14 protein-coding genes are annotated in these 17,723 nt (G+C 26.2%); 8 read left to right on the top strand and 6 right to left on the bottom strand.

What is annotated here, in order from left to right; all coding sequences use genetic code 11:
• Nucleotides 1–58 precede the first annotated feature (58 nt).
• On the top strand, nucleotides 59–2,695 hold the full coding sequence (locus BLP75_RS05255; RefSeq protein ID WP_092724524.1) for a cation-translocating P-type ATPase: 2,637 nt from the start codon (nucleotides 59–61) through the stop codon (nucleotides 2,693–2,695).
• Nucleotides 2,696–2,807: 112 nt separating this feature from the next.
• Here BLP75_RS05255 and mnmL read toward each other — a convergent pair whose 3' ends face one another.
• On the bottom strand, nucleotides 2,808–3,746 hold the full coding sequence (mnmL, locus tag BLP75_RS05250; protein WP_092724522.1) for a tRNA modification radical SAM protein MnmL/YtqA: 939 nt from the start codon (nucleotides 3,744–3,746) through the stop codon (nucleotides 2,808–2,810).
• Between the two features lie 223 nt (nucleotides 3,747–3,969).
• Between mnmL and BLP75_RS05245 the strand changes: the two genes are divergently transcribed.
• Nucleotides 3,970–5,388: a VanW family protein gene (locus BLP75_RS05245; RefSeq protein ID WP_092724520.1), complete on the top strand. Its 1,419-nt coding sequence runs from the start codon at nucleotides 3,970–3,972 to the stop codon at nucleotides 5,386–5,388.
• A 37-nt stretch (nucleotides 5,389–5,425) separates the two neighbouring features.
• On the opposite strand, the gene BLP75_RS05240 is transcribed toward BLP75_RS05245, so the two are convergent.
• Nucleotides 5,426–5,968: a hypothetical protein gene (locus BLP75_RS05240; RefSeq protein ID WP_092724518.1), complete on the bottom strand. Its 543-nt coding sequence runs from the start codon at nucleotides 5,966–5,968 to the stop codon at nucleotides 5,426–5,428.
• A gap of 178 nt (nucleotides 5,969–6,146) precedes the next feature.
• On the opposite strand from BLP75_RS05240, the gene BLP75_RS05235 reads away from it, so the two are divergent.
• Nucleotides 6,147–6,575 (top strand): DMT family transporter, encoded by a 429-nt coding sequence (locus tag BLP75_RS05235; protein ID WP_092724516.1) that lies wholly within the window; start codon nucleotides 6,147–6,149, stop codon nucleotides 6,573–6,575.
• Nucleotides 6,576–6,628: 53 nt separating this feature from the next.
• Here BLP75_RS05235 and BLP75_RS18105 read toward each other — a convergent pair whose 3' ends face one another.
• Nucleotides 6,629–6,766: a hypothetical protein gene (locus tag BLP75_RS18105; RefSeq protein ID WP_170139165.1), complete on the bottom strand. Its 138-nt coding sequence runs from the start codon at nucleotides 6,764–6,766 to the stop codon at nucleotides 6,629–6,631.
• A gap of 177 nt (nucleotides 6,767–6,943) precedes the next feature.
• Between BLP75_RS18105 and BLP75_RS05230 the strand changes: the two genes are divergently transcribed.
• The gene (locus tag BLP75_RS05230) at nucleotides 6,944–7,594 is read left to right on the top strand and encodes a YitT family protein (protein ID WP_092724514.1); all 651 of its coding nucleotides are present in this window, start codon (nucleotides 6,944–6,946) and stop codon (nucleotides 7,592–7,594) included.
• Between the two features lie 74 nt (nucleotides 7,595–7,668).
• Nucleotides 7,669–8,478, top strand: coding sequence for a MerR family transcriptional regulator (locus BLP75_RS05225; RefSeq protein ID WP_092724512.1), 810 nt, complete (start codon nucleotides 7,669–7,671; stop codon nucleotides 8,476–8,478).
• A gap of 169 nt (nucleotides 8,479–8,647) precedes the next feature.
• Here the strand turns inward: BLP75_RS05225 and BLP75_RS05220 are convergent, their stop codons facing one another.
• Nucleotides 8,648–10,081 carry a CehA/McbA family metallohydrolase gene (locus tag BLP75_RS05220; protein ID WP_170139164.1) on the bottom strand — a complete coding sequence of 478 codons (1,434 nt, stop codon included), beginning with the start codon at nucleotides 10,079–10,081 and terminating at the stop codon, nucleotides 8,648–8,650.
• A 124-nt stretch (nucleotides 10,082–10,205) separates the two neighbouring features.
• On the opposite strand from BLP75_RS05220, the gene BLP75_RS05215 reads away from it, so the two are divergent.
• Entirely contained in the window at nucleotides 10,206–10,703 is a 498-nt protein-coding gene (locus tag BLP75_RS05215) for a hypothetical protein (RefSeq protein ID WP_092724508.1), read from the top strand.
• Between the two features lie 42 nt (nucleotides 10,704–10,745).
• Here BLP75_RS05215 and pdaA read toward each other — a convergent pair whose 3' ends face one another.
• A complete protein-coding gene (gene pdaA, locus BLP75_RS05210) occupies nucleotides 10,746–11,585 on the bottom strand; it encodes a delta-lactam-biosynthetic de-N-acetylase (protein ID WP_092724506.1) in 840 nt (279 codons plus the stop codon).
• Between the two features lie 204 nt (nucleotides 11,586–11,789).
• Between pdaA and BLP75_RS05205 the strand changes: the two genes are divergently transcribed.
• Both BLP75_RS05205 and BLP75_RS05200 read left to right on the top strand, forming a co-directional pair.
• The gene (locus BLP75_RS05205) at nucleotides 11,790–14,897 is read left to right on the top strand and encodes a helicase C-terminal domain-containing protein (protein ID WP_092724504.1); all 3,108 of its coding nucleotides are present in this window, start codon (nucleotides 11,790–11,792) and stop codon (nucleotides 14,895–14,897) included.
• Nucleotides 14,898–15,206: 309 nt separating this feature from the next.
• Nucleotides 15,207–16,793: an AbgT family transporter gene (locus BLP75_RS05200; protein WP_092724503.1), complete on the top strand. Its 1,587-nt coding sequence runs from the start codon at nucleotides 15,207–15,209 to the stop codon at nucleotides 16,791–16,793.
• Between the two features lie 49 nt (nucleotides 16,794–16,842).
• Here BLP75_RS05200 and BLP75_RS05195 read toward each other — a convergent pair whose 3' ends face one another.
• On the bottom strand, nucleotides 16,843–17,694 hold the full coding sequence (locus BLP75_RS05195) for a hypothetical protein (protein WP_092724501.1): 852 nt from the start codon (nucleotides 17,692–17,694) through the stop codon (nucleotides 16,843–16,845).
• Between the last annotated feature and the right edge of the window lie 29 nt (nucleotides 17,695–17,723).

Here is a 17,723-nt window from a genome sequence, read left to right as displayed (position 1 = left end):
ATTAAATAATATAAGACGATAATATAAGAGTAACTATAATTGTAATAAGGAGGATAAAATGCATTATAAACAAAAATATATAGAATCAATAGAAAATCTAAATTCAGATTTAAAAGGATTAAGTAATGAAGAGATTAAAAAGAGGCTAGATCAGAACGGGTATAATGAATTAAAAGAAACAAAAAAAGTTCCTACATGGAAACTTTTTTTAGAAAGTTTTAAAGATCCTTTAATTATAATACTTTTGATTGCAGCAATAGTTCAAATATTTTTAGGCGAAGTTGTAGAATCAATAATAATACTTATAGTGATAATATTAAACTCAGTACTTGGAGTTACACAAACTAAAAAAGCAGAAGGATCTTTAGAAAGTCTTAAAAAGCTATCCGCGCCACAAGCTAAAGTGCTTAGAAATAATCATAAATTAAGTATACCAGCAAGAGAATTAGTAGTAGGTGATATAGTACTTTTAGAAGCAGGAGACTATATACCTGCAGATGGAAGAATTATAGAAGCACAAACACTAAAGATTGTAGAAGGAATGCTGACAGGTGAGTCAGAACCCGTTTTAAAGCACAATGAAAAGATTGATGAAGATGTAGGTATTGGTGATCAAAGAAATATGGTCTTTAGTGGATCTTTAGTTGTATATGGTAGAGGAAGTTTTGTAGTTACATCTACAGGTATGAATACAGAGATGGGGAAAGTTGCAGGTTTATTAGAAACAGCAGAAAATAAGCAAACACCATTACAAGAAAAGTTAGACGAATTTGGGAAAAAACTAGGGATTGCAATTGTAGGTATTGCAGTACTTATATTTATAATACAGGTAGTAAGAGGATTTATGGGTGGCGCAGAAGTAGATAGAAGTAAAGTTATAATAGATTCATTTATGTTTGCTATCGCTGTAGCTGTAGCCGCTATCCCAGAAGCTTTATCATCTATAGTTACGATTGTTTTATCGGTCGGAACAAATGCAATGGCAAAAAAACAAGCTATAGTTAGAAAACTTCCAGCAGTAGAAACTTTAGGTTCAACAAGTGTTATTTGTACTGACAAAACAGGAACTTTAACTCAAAATAAAATGACAGTAGTTGATTTTTATATGTATGAAACATCTAAAGATGATATGGATCCTAGTAATATAAATTATTCTTATCACTCCAAAACTCTTACAATAGCCTCTGCAATATGTAATGACTCTAATATAAATAATGAAGGCAAAGAAATAGGAGATCCTACTGAAGTTGCATTAATAAAATTTGCAAATAGACAAAATTTAGATTATAAAAAACTTAGAGAAAAATACGATAGATTAAGTGAAATTCCGTTTGACAGTGATAGAAAACTTATGTCTACTGTAAATGTAATACATGGTGATTCATATATGTTTACAAAAGGAGCTCCCGATGTTGTTTTTAGTAGATGTAAATATGCACTAGTAGATGGAGATACAGTTGAAGTAAATGATACTATATTAAATGCATACAAATCTATGAATGAAGAGTTTTCAAATAGAGCTTTGAGAGTATTAGCTTTTGCTATAAAAGACGTTGAAGATGAGAATTTTGTACCTGCATTAGAAGATGAAGTTGATATGACTTTAGTTGGTCTTATGGCAATGATAGACCCTCCAAGAGAAGAAGTATTTGATGCAGTTAAAGAAGCTAAAAGTGCAGGGATAAAAACAGTAATGATAACAGGTGACCATAAAACTACAGCAGCAGCTATAGCTAAAGATATTGGTATAATGGAAAAAGATGATATTGCTTTAACAGGTCAAGAACTAGATTCCTTAACTGAAAAAGAACTAGATGAAAAACTTGAACATATTTCTGTATATGCAAGAGTATCTCCTGAAAATAAAATACGTATAGTAAAAGCATGGCAAAATAAAGGTAAAATAACAGCTATGACAGGTGATGGTGTTAATGATGCACCAGCTTTAAAACAAGCTAATATAGGTATAGGTATGGGAAGTGGGACAGATGTAGCAAAAGATGCTTCAGCTATGATATTAGTCGATGATAATTTTGCAACCATAGTAAATGCAGTTGAAGTTGGTAGAACAGTTTATAAAAATATAAAAAAATCTATAACTTATTTATTTGCAGGTAACTTTGCAGGTATACTAGCTATACTATTTGCAGTTTTTGCAAATTGGGCTAATCCTTTTACAACATTACAATTGTTATTTATAAACTTAATAACAGATTCATTACCAGCAATTGCTTTAGGGTTTGAAAATCCTGAAAAAAATATAATGTCTAAAAAGCCTAGAGATCCAAATGAAAGTATATTAGCTGGTGGAACAATACAGGCTGTAGCTTTTAGAGGTGTGACTATAGCAATACTTGTAATATTAGCTCAATATATAGGTATGAAAATATCTCCAGAAGTAGGAACAGCAATGGCATTTTCAACTATTACATTAGCTAGAATTTTACAGACATTGCCTGCTAGATCAAATGAATATACATTAATTGAATTAGGTGTATTTTCTAATATGTATGTAATATATGCAGTATTAACTTGTCTTTTGATTTACAGTTTAACATTGCTTCCATTTTTAAGAGATATATTCTCTATACCATATAATTTTGGAGTAACTCAATTAGGAATATGCTTTGGATTAGCAATGGTATCTACAGTAATAATGGAAATCGCAAAGATAAGACATAAAAATAATAAATAAATTTCTTGGGAAATGAGTAAAAAAGCTGATTAAAAGAAAATAAATTTTCTTTTAATCAGCTTTTTATAATACTAATAAACTATAAAGAATTTATTGATATATAATATATTTATTATTTGTTAAACTTACAACCTTGATAGGAATCACGTCGTTTTAACTCATCATCTATAGCATTTAAAACTTCCCATTTTTTTAAGCTCCATAAAGGCCCAACAAGTTCATCTCTTTTTCCATCTCCAGTCAGTCTATGAACTATCATAGTTTCTGGTAAAATCTCAAGCTGATCACAAACTAGTTTTATATACTCATCTTGTTCCATTAAAGTCATCATATTATTATTTAACATTTTTTCCATTGGAGTATCTTTAATGACATGTAGAAGATGAATTTTTATTCCATCAACACCCATATTAGCTACGGCCTTAGCTGTCTCCATCATCATATTATAATCTTCTCCAGGAAGGCCATTTATAATATGAACGACAACTTTTATGTTTTTAGCTTTTAATTTTTCCACGCCTTCAATAAAAGATTTATAATCATGACCTCTATTTATAAGTTTTGAAGTTTTGTCATGAATAGTTTGAAGACCTAGTTCTACCCATAAGTTAGTTTTCTCATTAAGTTCACCTAGATACTCAACTACATCATCAGGTAAGCAGTCAGGTCGTGTTGATATAGAAAGACCTATTACATTATCAAGACCTAGTATTGTCTCATATTTTTCCTTTAATATATTTAAAGGCGCATAAGTATTAGTATATGCTTGAAAATATCCTATATATTTGGCATTTTGCCATTTTTTGTGCATCATTTGAGTTATATCATCAAACTGCTTAATTAAATTGTCATTAGGATTTCCGGCAAAGTCTCCAGAACCTTCTTTACTACAGTAAGTACATCCTCCAAAGCTAACTTTTCCATCTATATTAGGGCATGTAAAACCAGCATTTATAGAAACCTTAAATACTTTTTCACCAAACGTATTTCTAAGATAGTAATTCCATGTATGATATCTTTTATTATCAAAAGCATATTTGAATTTTGTCAATTATATCACCTTTTTCCGTTAGTATTGTACATATTAATTTATATTACCATAAAAAAAATATATATACAAACGATATATATTTATAAGAATAATACCCAAATTTTAATAAAATAAGCTTCAAATAAATCGTTTTGTTTTACAATACTGTTACTTATTTTGCTGAATAAATTACAAAAGTTACTAATAAGATATATAAATTAAAGTTATTCAAGGGGGGATTATCATGGACAATGAAAAAGATGATATGAAAAAAACAGATGAAGATAAAGATAAAGAAGCTCATGAAGAGATAAATACAAAAATCGAACTTGAATTAGAAAAAACAGAAAATAATATAGTAGATGAAGAAATTGTAGAAAATCAAATTAAAGATGAAACTAATTTAAATAAAGATACTAAGGAAAATTTATTAAAGAAAATAAATGAAAAAAGAAATCTATGTATAGGTATTTTAGTTTTGTTAGTTATAATTTTTTCTGTAATTATAAAAGCCACTGTATCTAAATACGATAATGTGGTATATCCTGGTGCCTACATATACAAAGTAAATATTTCGAATTTAAATAAGGATCAACTTTTAAAAAAACTAGTTGAAATTAAGTCTGAAATAGGAGATAGAGAAATACAGATAATGGCTAAAGATAAAACATATAAATTAAAAATAAATAAATTGGCTAAAGATTATAATGAAAGTGAGTTAGCACAAAAAATTTTAAATGAATACAATAACAAAAATATAATACAAAAATTTATTGCAATAATATCTAAAAAAGAAAAATTATATGCATTTAATATAGACATAAATGATAAATTTTTAGGTGAAGAAATTAATACTATATCTACTAAAATCAATCTAAAAAGTGAAGAACCTAAAGTTATAATAGATAATGAAAATATAACAATTAAAGATGGGAAAAAAGGATTTAAATTAGATGAAAAAACATTAATAAAAGATATAGTAATGAGTTTAAATAGCGCTGATGTATATAAAAACAATATATCTATAAAAGGAAAGTATATTGATGACAATCCAATGATAGATACAAAAGAATTATCACAAGTTAATCATAAGATTTCTACTTACACAACAACATACTCTCCAGGTGGAGGAAGAGGTAGCAATGTAGCTACAGCAGCTAAAAAAATAGACGATATACTTTTAATGCCTGGAGATGAATTTTCATATGAAGATGTAGTAGGTCCTGTAACGCAAGATAATGGATATACGTATGCACCTGTAATTAGCAATGGAGAATTAATACAAGGAATAGGTGGAGGTGTATGTCAGGTTTCATCTACATTATATAATACTCAGTTAAAAGCAGGAATACTTCCTACCGAAAGAAGAAATCATTCAAAGCCAGTAAGTTATGTACCAAGAGGTTTAGATGCAACTTTGGCTACTGGAAGCATTGACTATAAATTTAAAAATACTCATAAATATCCTATAGTAATAAATACGCATACAGGAGGAGGAAGACTTACAATAGAGTTTTGGTCAAATGAAAAAGCTTTAGAAGGTATAGATTATAAACCTGTAGGTTACGTAAGTGGAAATGTAGCTAACACATATCTTTATGGATATAATAAAGATGGCAAAAAGATTTATGAAAAGCATATAGATACAAGTGTTTATAGATAAAATAAAAGATGTGTTGATATTAATATCAACACATCTTTTATTTTATCTTGTTGCCTATTACCAATAAATTACCACCAATAAGTATTATAATTAACGATAATATTGATACTATAAAATTAGATAAGAAAAATGGAGAAAATACTAACGTAAGTCCAAATATTAAAACTATCACATTCCATATTGTAAATCTATAGTACGGATTATTTTTTCCTCTAAGTAATTTAATTAATTGTGAATACGCAATATATAAACCTAAAACTAAAGAAATAAAACCTTGGATTTTATTTGGGAAAATTATTAATAAAATAGATCCTCCTAATAAGAAAAATTGAATTCGATTATATGGTGCAATTTCCGCTTTAGATGCATACCTTTTTAATTCATTTAAATTTTTTAAGTTTAAATATGCTAGAAATAGTAGGGCAATAGCTAAAGTCCATGAAACTATTTTAATTCCAAAACCTTTATATAAAAAAGATACTACGCCTAAAACAAGAAGCAATATACCAATTATTCTAAATTTAGATGAATTTTCTTTTTTATAAAAATTATCAAAATTAAGATTAAAAATTTGAAACATTTTTTCACCTCATATTCTTAAATAAATTTAAAGTAATTATAGCAAAAAAATTAAATTGATTAAATACTTTAAATTCAAAATGATTTAATTATACTTAAATAAGTTTGTACCTAAAGGTTATTAATATGAATTTAAAATCATAATATTAATTATAAGTTATAAAAAGGAGGACAATTTTATGACCAATTTAGGAGCTGTTTTATTTGCAGTTTTAGCGGGTAGTTCTACCGCACTAGAGGCTTTTATAAATGGAGAGTTGGGTAAGAATACTACAGCATTAATTGCTACATTTATTAGTTTAGTAGTAGGAGCAGTATTTTTTTTAATAAGCATTTTAGTAACAGGTGATTTAAAAACATTAGTAAATATAAATGAAATAAATCCTAAGCTACTTCTAGGAGGTATTTTAGGAGGTCTTGTAATTTATTTTACTGTTAGAGCTATTCCTAATTTAGGCGTTTCAAATACATTAACCTTAATAGTTGTATCTCAAATGCTACTAAGCTTTTTTATAGATAGTTATGTTTTAGGACAAGGAACTATGCATTTATATAATTATATAGGAGCAGCACTTTTAGTTATAGGAACATTTTTTATATTAAATTAAGTACATATATTAAATAAAAATGAGGCTTAATATAAAATTAAGCCTCATTTTTATTATTTACTTATCTCTTGCCAGGCTATAACTACAAAATCTTTACCAGTCTCATTTTTTAACTCAGTTTCAGCTTTTTTTATAGCATTTTCTTCTTTTTCAGTTAAATGAGCGATTTCAAAATTTGATTGTAATTCCATAAAATCCTCCTTAAAAATAAGTTTAATATATTTTGTGCAAATAGAAAAAATATATTATGATAATAAAATTACATCAATGGAAATAAAAAAATATTGTACATTAGTATAATACCAAGGTATATAATTATAATAAGTATAAATAACAACATTTATACAAATTTAGCTAGGAGTGATATTTTGCGGTCAAAAAAACAAATCTTAAAAAGTATAGTATTAATAATTCTAGGATCAACTATACTGTCATTTGGAAGTTATAATTTTAATTATCAAAATAGTGTTACGGAAGGTGGAGTTTTAGGATTAATACTTTTAATAAAAAATGTATTTGATATATCTCCATCAATAACAAGTTTAATGATAGATTTATCATTATTTGCATTAGGATCTAAATTTTTTGGAAAGAAATTTTTACTTTATTCAATGCTTTCAACTGCTAGCTTTTCAACAACTTATAAAATTTGGGAAAGTATAGGTTTTTTAGTTCCAAGTTTTCAACATAATATGTTAATTGCGAGTATATTAGCAGGGATAGGTGTAGGGATAGGTGTAGGATTAGTAGTTAGAGGAGGAGGAGCTGCAGGCGGAGATGATGTAATAGCACTTTTAGGCGCTAAGTTTACAAAGTTTAAAGTAAATCATATATACTTATTTACAGACGCGGTAGTTTTAGTTATGTCATTAGTTTATCTAGACATTAAACAAGTATTTTTCTCTATTATAGCAGTTACTATTAGTGGATACTTGATAAGTATACTTTATAATGAAAATGATGAAAATGAAGACAATGATAAAGAGGATGAATATAAAGAGGAATCACTAATGATATAAACACTAACATAGCTATGAGATAAACTTTGATATTCTCATAGCTTTATACATATTTCTAAGAGGAGAGTAAAAATATGAAAGATTATTATAAAATAGGGGAAATTTCTAAAATTTATGGAATAGGAAGAGATTCATTAATGTATTATGAAGAAATAGGAATTTTAAAACCCTTTAGAGATAATAATGGATATAGGATGTACAAAATATCAGATATATGGAGATTGAATTTAATAAAAGAATTAAGAAGTTTGAATTTTCCTATGAAAAAAATTAAAGAATATTTAGATGATAGAAGCATAGAGAGTACTAATAAAATATTAAATGAAGAAATAGATTTGATTGAAAATAAGATAAAAGAGTTAATTAGTCATAAACAAAATATAAATAAAAGAATTAATTCAATTCACGATGCTAGAAATAATTCTAATTTTAATAATATAGAATTAAAATACATAGAAGAAAGAAAAGCTATAAAGCTAAATGCAGATATAAAAAAAGATGAAGAAGTTGATTTTTTAATTCAAAAACTACAAAAAGAATATGAAACTAGATTCAATATTTTAGGAAATAATAATATTGGTGCAATATTTTCTTTAGAGAAAATAAATAAAGGAATCTATAATGAATTTAAGTCAGTATTTTGTTTATTAGAAAATGAAGAAGAAGTTTTTAATATAATAGTAGAAGAAGGCCATTATGTTACTTTGACATATAGAGGTGCTTATAAAAATAATCAAAAACATTTAAACACTATGTTTAAATATATAAATAATAATAATTATAAAATTTTAGGAGATCCTATTGAAATTTACAAAATAGATATACATGAAACAGGTATTGTAGATGAATTTATAACAGAGATACAGATACCTGTAAAAATATAAAATATGTCGAAAAATATAAAAAATAGTAACAAAATCAATTAATTTATCATAATAATCAATATAGGTACTAATAATTTGATACCTATATTGATTATTATATGTCGAGGCTTAAATTTTATTGTTCGGGAATAAAAATAGCTATCTAATAAATATTAGATAGCTATTTTGTTTATTCAATCCATATAGGTGCAGTAACTGATATTTTATTATTTTTTTGAATTATTTTTATATAATAAAATTTATTTGGAAGAGCTTTTAGATTAAAGTCTAATTTAGCTAAGTTTGAGTTAAAGCACCTTTCTTTTATAATTTCACCTTTATTACTAATAACTTGTATTTTTTCAATATTATCTTCTATATCAGTATCAATAGCACTTATACAAAATCTAAGTTTTGAGGATTTATTTATTGTAGAGCCCATAGGTAAATCATTTATAGTATAATCTATCTTTAGATTCTTATCTTGTGTAGCATAAACTCTCATATTTTTTAGTGCATCATACAATGAATCTTTAGTTAAATCAGTTGCTAGTATAACTGTTCTAAATTCGTTAGCAATACCAAAATCAACTCTATGATTATCTTGATTACATGTAGGTGCTAAATGCCATCCGTTATCTAGCGCCAATTGATACATGTCTAATGAAATTATATTTTTATTCATATCTTTATTATAACCATTTCCTACCTCAATCAATGAAATAACAGAATCACCATAAGGGGAATATTTTAAATTATTAAATGTACCAAATTTCTTACAGGGATGATTGAACTGTCCTATCAAATCCTCTTGATTATAAATTAATTTATAAAAATTTTCTAATGTCATATCAGGATTTTCAGCGCATGTAAATCCATTAGAATTAAAAATATTAATATGACCTATAGGATTATCTACATTATAAGGATAAGTCATTTCAAATCCATTTAAAGATACAAAATTTCCGTTAGAATTAAACTTATCTCTACACTCCAAAAGTTCGTTCCACTTTTTAGATTTAGATCCATCATTAATATCACATTCTAAACTATTATCTAATAAGTTTGAATGCTCAGTTATAGCGAAAAAATTTAAATTAGCTTTATCGCGAGCTAAATAGTAAGCATCGCTATAAGACCCATGGCCATCACTTGCACTAGTATGAGAGTGAAGTAATCCTCTATAGTGATTATAAATAGGAGTACCTACAACAAAATACCATTCAAAACAGCCTTTATTTTTATTAGCTGATAAGTCAGATAGCTCTAGTTTAACTATTTGAGTTCCTCTTATAAATTTTGTATTAGGAGTATATGAAATTTCTTTTTCAGATATATTTGCTTCTTTAGTAACATCCTTATAATTAACAAATAATTTGACAGTAGATAAATCTACATTGCTTTTGTCAAAAAATCCAATCTTTATAGTAGGTTTTGATACTATATATTCTTGGCATTTTGATGGAAATGTATATTCTATAGATGGAGGATCACCATCTTCTGCCATAGACTCTATAGATTTTTCTTTAATTCTTATCATATCTGTATAGTTAAAGAAAATATTATATAAAACGATTCCTATCAATAGGGTGCTTAAAATAGTAATAAATCTTTTAAATGACATTTGAATCAGTCCTTTTACTAAAATATAATATTTAGCTTATGTATTTTTTTAATATACATACATGAAAACAGAGGCTATATTAATATAATTTATTAAAAGGGAAATTTCATCATAGGAGGGAATAATGAAAATAGAGGCTATAGAAGTGAGTAAAAACAAAAAAGACGCTTTAAGATATATTTTACGTAAGATACCATTAATGAGTAGAGTAGCCCAATTTAACACTGTAGTCACAGATTTACATTTAGAATATATAGAAATAAAAGTTTTATGCTATGAAATTATAAGTAAAGAAAAAACCAATAAGATGTTTAGACATGAAACTAAAACAAATTATATTACAATGCTAGTAAATACATACAATGGATACTCAGAATCAGTAGAAAAAGTTCCTACAACAACAAGAAGATATGTAACTAAAAGCAATATAAAAAAATCTAAAATTGGAGAAGAATATATTGTTGAAGGTGTAAAAAATGAAATATTAAATTTTTTAGGCCAAAATAATAACTCACTAGATAAAATAAGCTTGCAAAACATAAATATAAAAGAAATTAAAAGTATATATAAACCATACTGGGTAGCTAATTTTAGAGGAAGGAGTATTTTAGTTGATGCATGAGATATGAAGAAAAATAAGGGATATTAAAATATCCCTTATTTTTTATTTTTTTGTAGTATTATCTTTTTTAACTAAATGATCTAGTGTCTCTAGTTTGTATCCTTCTTTCTCCCAATGAGTTAATACTTCATCTAATATCTCTGTGTTTGTTTTTGAGTTTGGATGAAGTAAAACTATTGCTCCTGGATGCGTTCTTGAGTATATTTTTTCTTTTGCATATTCATGAGTAGGCTGTTTATCATTGTACCAATCTACATATGCAAAGCTCCAAAAAATTGAACTATATCCTAAATCTTGAGTATATTTCAATGATTTTTCACTAAATTTACCCATAGGAGGTCTAAAATATTTAGGCATTTCTTTTCCTGTTACCTCTTTGTAAGCTTCTTCAACACTTACTATTTCAGATTTGAATTTTTCAAAGTCAGTTATTTGAGCCATAGAAGGATGATTCTTAGAATGATTACATACAAGATGACCTTCTTTTTCCATTCTCTTTATTAGATCTGGATTATTTCTTATATAGCTTTCGACAACGAAAAATTGCGCTTTTGCATTGTGTTTTTTTAAGGTATTAAGAATACTTTCTGTAGTACCATTTTCATATCCGGCATCAAATGATAAGTATAGTACTTTTTCATCTGGATCTCCAACATAATATGAGTTGTACTTTTTAAAAAAGCTAGCTTCTTTTATAGGGTCTGGTTGTTTTCCATCATTTCTAGGATTAAAGTACCAGCTATACTCTTGTGTACTTAAACCGTCATTTAATATTTGAGTTTTTGACTTATTAATCATATGAAAATTAGTTCCAACTAAAATACCAACTGCAAGAACGAAAAACCCTATAATGAAATAAGTTCTTGAATTTTTACCATTCATAACATCACCTCAAGTAAGTTGTATAAATTAAAATAAATAATACTATCATATCTATATTTTCTATAAATAAGATTAAAATATACTATATAAATTCATTTATACAATTTAATTAAGTTTTTACTTTTAGGGTAAAATTATCATATAATAGTGTAGACATAAAAGGTATAAGAATGGATAATACATACTCGGAGAAAGGGTAAGAACATGAAAATTTTAATAGATATTATACATAAAACATTTAAAAGTATTTTAAATGATGTAGTATATTTAGATATAGAAACTACTGGAAATAACTATAAAACCAATGAAATCCTAGAAATAGGGGCGATAAAAATGTCAAATGGCCAAATAAGCACATTTAATAGCCTGATAAAAAATAAATATGAAATTCCTATAGAATTATATTCTTTTAGTAAAAATATTGATTTTGAGAGCTTAAAAGAGGCTTATGATATAAATGTAGTAGATTCACAGTTAAAAGAATTTGTAAAAGATTATCCTATAATTATTCATGATAATAAAAATCAAAAGAAATTTATAAAGCACTATTTAAAATCTGTAGATAATAAGATTCTTAACTCTGTGGAATTAGTTGCAATACTAGAACCATATCATAGTGATTTTAGTATAGATTATTTGAAAAAACAAATAACGACAGATAGAAGCAGTGAAAAAAATAGAGCTTTATATGATTCATGGGATATTGCTAAAGTAGTAAATTCATTGATTCTTAGATTAAAAAGTAAAGAAGAATCATCTTTAGAGCCACTAACATTTAGAATAAATTCATATTTACATAAGTTTGGCTTGAAAAAATGGGACTGGAGTGAATTTATAGATAACTCTATTAATGATTTTGAAGATTTTAAAAATGATATAATTTTACACAAAAATCAAAACTGTAAAACTGATAATAATAAAAAAGAACAAAAAATAATAAGAAAAATATTTGAACATGATAGACTTTATGAAGAATTATTAAAAGAGCAGAGTATATGGGCAAGTAAAGAAGGATTTATATATGAATATAGGCCAGGCCAATACGAATTAACCAAAACTATAAGAGAAACTATTAAAGGTAACTCAGGTAGTGCTAAAGTAGCTTGTATAGAAGCTCCTACAGGGATAGGTAAGAGTGTTGGTTATTTAGTACCTGCAGTTATAGAAGCTAGAATAAATAAAAAAAGAATGATAATATCAACTGATACAAAGGAGTTACAAATTCAGTTAATAAATAAAGATATACCAAATGTTCTAAATTCATTAGGTCTAACCAATAAAATAAAATATGGATACATAAAAGGGAAAAATAATTATATTTGTGTAGAAAAGCTAGAGCATTATAAAAATGATTATTTAAGCTCAAATCCAACATTTGATGAAGTTATGTCTATATTAATACTAGAACAGTTAACTAAAGATGGAATGTATGGAGATATAGAGGAAATAAATACCTGGATAATTACTAATTTTTCATATATTAATAACCATTTAATATATGTTAGTTGTGACCCTAATTTGTGTAGGCCTAAAAAATGTTACAAGGAGTGTTTGTATAAAAAAAGAGTAGAAGAACTAAAAGAAGAAGATATAACAGTTATTAATCATTCATTATTAGCAAAATGGCCATATAAAGAAGAGAAGCCGTTAGAAAATATCATAGTAGATGAAGGTCATAATCTAGTAGAAAAAGGATATGATTTTTTTTCAAGTACAGTTGAGTATAAATCATTTATGTATTTTTTAAGAGAAATTTATCCATATGAAAACATGGCTAATAGTAAATTTATTCATGATAATAGTGGTAAAAATAGAAAAATAAAACCATTTGATAAATTTTATCATCATGTACATTTTGATAGAAAGATAAAAGATAAAATAAGTAGAAATATTAACATTATAGTAGATGAGATAAATTCTATATTAAACTTTGGATTGAACTCAGAATATAATAATATAAGTAGCTATAATCTAAATTGGGAATTAAATTTACAAGAACATGAAGTAGCTGGAAAAAATAGGATTAATGATCAAATTATTCAAATAACATACAGTGATTATAGTAAAAAAATTAAGTTGAGTTGTGAGGCAATAATAAGAAATTTAGTATCAATACTTGTCATAATTGATAGAAACTTAGATGATGATAGCATAGATAAAGAATCTGATGTATATACTTTTGGAAAAGCAAAAGTTAAAGAATTAGAAGATATAAAAAATACTTTTGAGATATTTATGGAATATAGCGAAGATGATGATTATGCTAGAATTGTAGAAGTATCAAAAGAATTTACAAACTTTGAAATAAGAGTAGTTCCATTAAAACTAGCTCAGCTATTTGAAGAAAATATATTAAGTCAAGTTGATAGCGCTATATTTTTATCTGCAACATTAACAGTTGAAAATAATATGAATTATTTTAAAGATACACTAGGGATAAATAGAGTAAACAATGTTGAAAAAATTATAAGCCCTCTGTATAACTATAGGAATCGAGTTTTAACAATAGGTGTTAGTGATTTAAGTCTTTATAATAATATAAGTTTTCCTAGTGAAATAAGTGATGTATTAAGCAATATTTGCAAAGTTACTAAAGGGCATACATTATCATTATTCAATAGTAAAGATAGATTAGAAAAGACTTATGATAATCTTAAAGATAAACTTCATAATAATAACATTGAAATTTATATGAATAAAAAAGGAATAAGAAATTTAAAAGATATGAATCGAAATTGTGTAGTATTAGGATCAAAGGGGTGTTTTGAAGGAGTAGATATACCTGGTGATGGATTAACATGTGTTACCCTTGATAAAATTCCAAATTTAAATCCTAAAGATCCTCTATATTCAACTATAATGAAAAAATATAAACTACCTTACCATAAGATTAACTACCCTCAGATGACAATAAAAATAAAACAGGCTATGGGCAGATTATTAAGAAGTAAGTATGATTATGGTTGCTTTATAATATTTAATCCAGGTAATAATACTCATACATTAAAAAAATTAGAAAAAGATCTTCATGAATCAAAAATTAATATGGTTAGAAAAAGCGATATTAATAGATATTTATATAATCATTTTCAAGTTTGTAGGCAAAGCGTAATAAATGATGCATTAAATGATATTATTAATTTATTTAAATTAAATGAAATGAATAATCAACATGCTATAGACTTTATAAACTCTCAAATGAAAAATAGATATTTGAATGCATATGCAAGTAGACTAAATGAGAATGATTTGAAATTGAAATATTTTAACAAATCATATTTAATTCCAAAAGAAAAATTACAAGACAATTGAATTAAATAAAAGTTTGATTTCAAAATATAAAAAGTTTGAATTTTAAACTTAAATCCAAAGTTTATAAACTTAGCTTAATATTAAAATAGAGCTAAGTTTTTTTATTTGCTATCAAAAGAAAACTTTATAATATAAAATGATTATAAATAAAAACATAAAAAACAAAAATGAATATTTTAAATTAAATTATTTATTTTTTTAAATTTATAGAAAATTTAATTAATTTATATTGACATATATTTATATACATATATAATTAAAATATGTTAAAAAAATTTTACATAAGTATTAAATAAAAGGGGGAGCAAAATGGAACAAAGGAAAAGTTATAAAGAAAAACAAAAAAATAAAAATTTATTTGCTAAATGTTTAGATGGAATAGAAATGATAGGTAACAAATTACCTCATCCAGTAACATTATTTGGCTTATTTTGTATAGGAATTATGATAATATCTGCTATAGCTCAGGCTATGGGATTACAATCAACAGGAGAACTAATAAATAGAGCAACAAATGAATTAGAACTTCAAACGATAAAGGCTGTAAGTTTATTGTCGAGAGACGGTATAGTTTATATGTTAGAAAATGCTGTATCTAACTTTGTAAACTTTGCTCCATTGGGGATGGTTTTAGTTGGAATGCTAGGTATAGGAGTTGCAGAAGGTAGTGGATATATATCTGCATTACTTAAAAAGACAGTTGCAATAACTCCTGCTAAGTTAGTTACACCTATGGTAGTATTCTTAGGGGTTATGTCAAATATAGCTAGTGATGCAGGGTATGTTGTATTAGTTCCATTAGGTGCACTTATATTTATGTCTTTTGGGAGACATCCACTTGCAGGATTAGCAGCTGGGTTTGCAGGAGTTTCAGGTGGGTTTAGCGCAAACTTAATAATGGGAACAATAGATCCAATGTTAGGGGGGATATCAACAGAAGCGGCTAGAATGATAGATCCAACTTATACAGTTCAACCGACAGCTAATATATTCTTTATGATGGCATCTACATTCCTTATAATGTTTTTAGGATGGTTTATAACGGATAAAATAGTTGAACCAAGATTAGGTTCTTATGACAATAATTCTAAGATGTCTAAAGAAGATGATAACTTAAGAAACCTAAATGATAAAGAAAAGAAAGCTTTAAAAATGGCTAATGCTACGTTAATAGGATTAATATTATTAATTGCAATATGCGTAATACCTGAAAATGGGATACTTAGAAATGCAGAAACTAAGAGTATAATAGATCACTCTCCACTAATGAATGGATTTGTACCTTTAATGGCAATATGCTTCTTTATACCAGCAGTTGTTTATGGAAAAGTTGCAGGTGTATTCAAAAACGAAAAAGATGTTTGTGCTCAATTAGGAAGTGCAATGAGTTCTATGGGAGGATATATAGCATTATCTTTTGTAGCAGCTCAGTTTATAAGTTATTTTTCATATACAAATTTAGGTACTATTTTAGCAATAGAAGGTGCTAATTTATTACAATCTATAGGGTTAAACACTATAACACTTATGATTGCATTTGTACTATTCACAGGATTTATAAATTTATTTATGGGTTCAGCTTCAGCTAAGTGGGCTATAATGGCTCCAGTATTTTTACCAATGTTTATGAAATTAGGAATATCACCTGAATTAACTCAGGTTGCATATAGAATAGGAGATTCGACTACAAATATAATATCTCCTCTAATGAGTTATTTTGCAATGATAGTTGTATTTGCTCAAAGACATGATAAAAAGGCTGGTATAGGTACTATAATATCAACGATGATACCTTATACAGTATTTTTCTTAATAGGATGGATAATATTACTAGGAATATGGATGGCTTTAGGATTGCCATTAGGTCCTGATGCATTTATGCATTATTCAATGTAATAAAAAAGGTGATTTTCTTTAGAGAAAGTCACCTTTTTTTATTATTTTATTACTTAGTAAAAGTTTTATCCATAAGACCAAGTATAAAATTATTATCAACTATTTCTATGGATTGTATTTTATCATCTTTAGTATAAACAATTACTGCAGAATCAGCATCTTCATTAATATCTTTGCTGTCAGATTTATTTGTAGTACTAATATTATTATTTACAGGATTTACTGTATCTAGTTTAACATCACTGTTTGAAGCGTATTTAGGATGATTATGTTCCTTAGAAGGATAAACTTCATGAGGAACTAAAGGATAAAAATATAATTTATCTGTACTATTTGTTGTAGAGGCTATAAAATTAGCTGATTTAACATAATATGAATTTTCAAAATCCTTTATAGTTTTTCCTATTAAATTTTCCTTAGCATAATCTAAAACAAAATCTGTTTTACATATTACACCTTTTCCTTTATAAAATTCTACTTTGTATTCAGCGTTTTTAAATTTATCTTTATTAAACTTTTCAGATGTTCTTAAGTTATATCCTCCAGTTACTGAATCTTTAACAACACCATTTTCATAATAAACGTGTACATAATCGTCAGATTTTTTATTATTTTTATATGTTGATAATATAGTGACACTGTCACGGAGATCATCCATAGTTAAATTTTCTATGTTTTTGCCTTTTAAATCCTCAGTATTAATATAAAATGTAGATGAGTAAGGTGTTCCAAATGACTTTTCAATGTCTTTAAATTTAGAATCAATTAATTTATCCATATCATTAGAAGTTTGCTCTATTGCTTTATTAGTATTATTAGTTTCAGATTGCTTATTGCTCATAGAACATCCTACAGATAATATAGATATTAATGTAAATGCAAGTAAAGTTAATTTTTTCATTAAAATTCTCCTTTCATATGTAATGTTTT

It is taken from the genome of Romboutsia lituseburensis DSM 797 (assembly GCF_900103615.1).
GTDB classification, from domain to species: Bacteria; Bacillota; Clostridia; order Peptostreptococcales; family Peptostreptococcaceae; genus Romboutsia_F; species Romboutsia_F lituseburensis.
Note: the sequence above shows the minus strand (reverse complement) of the source record. Positions and strands in the feature narration are given on the sequence as shown.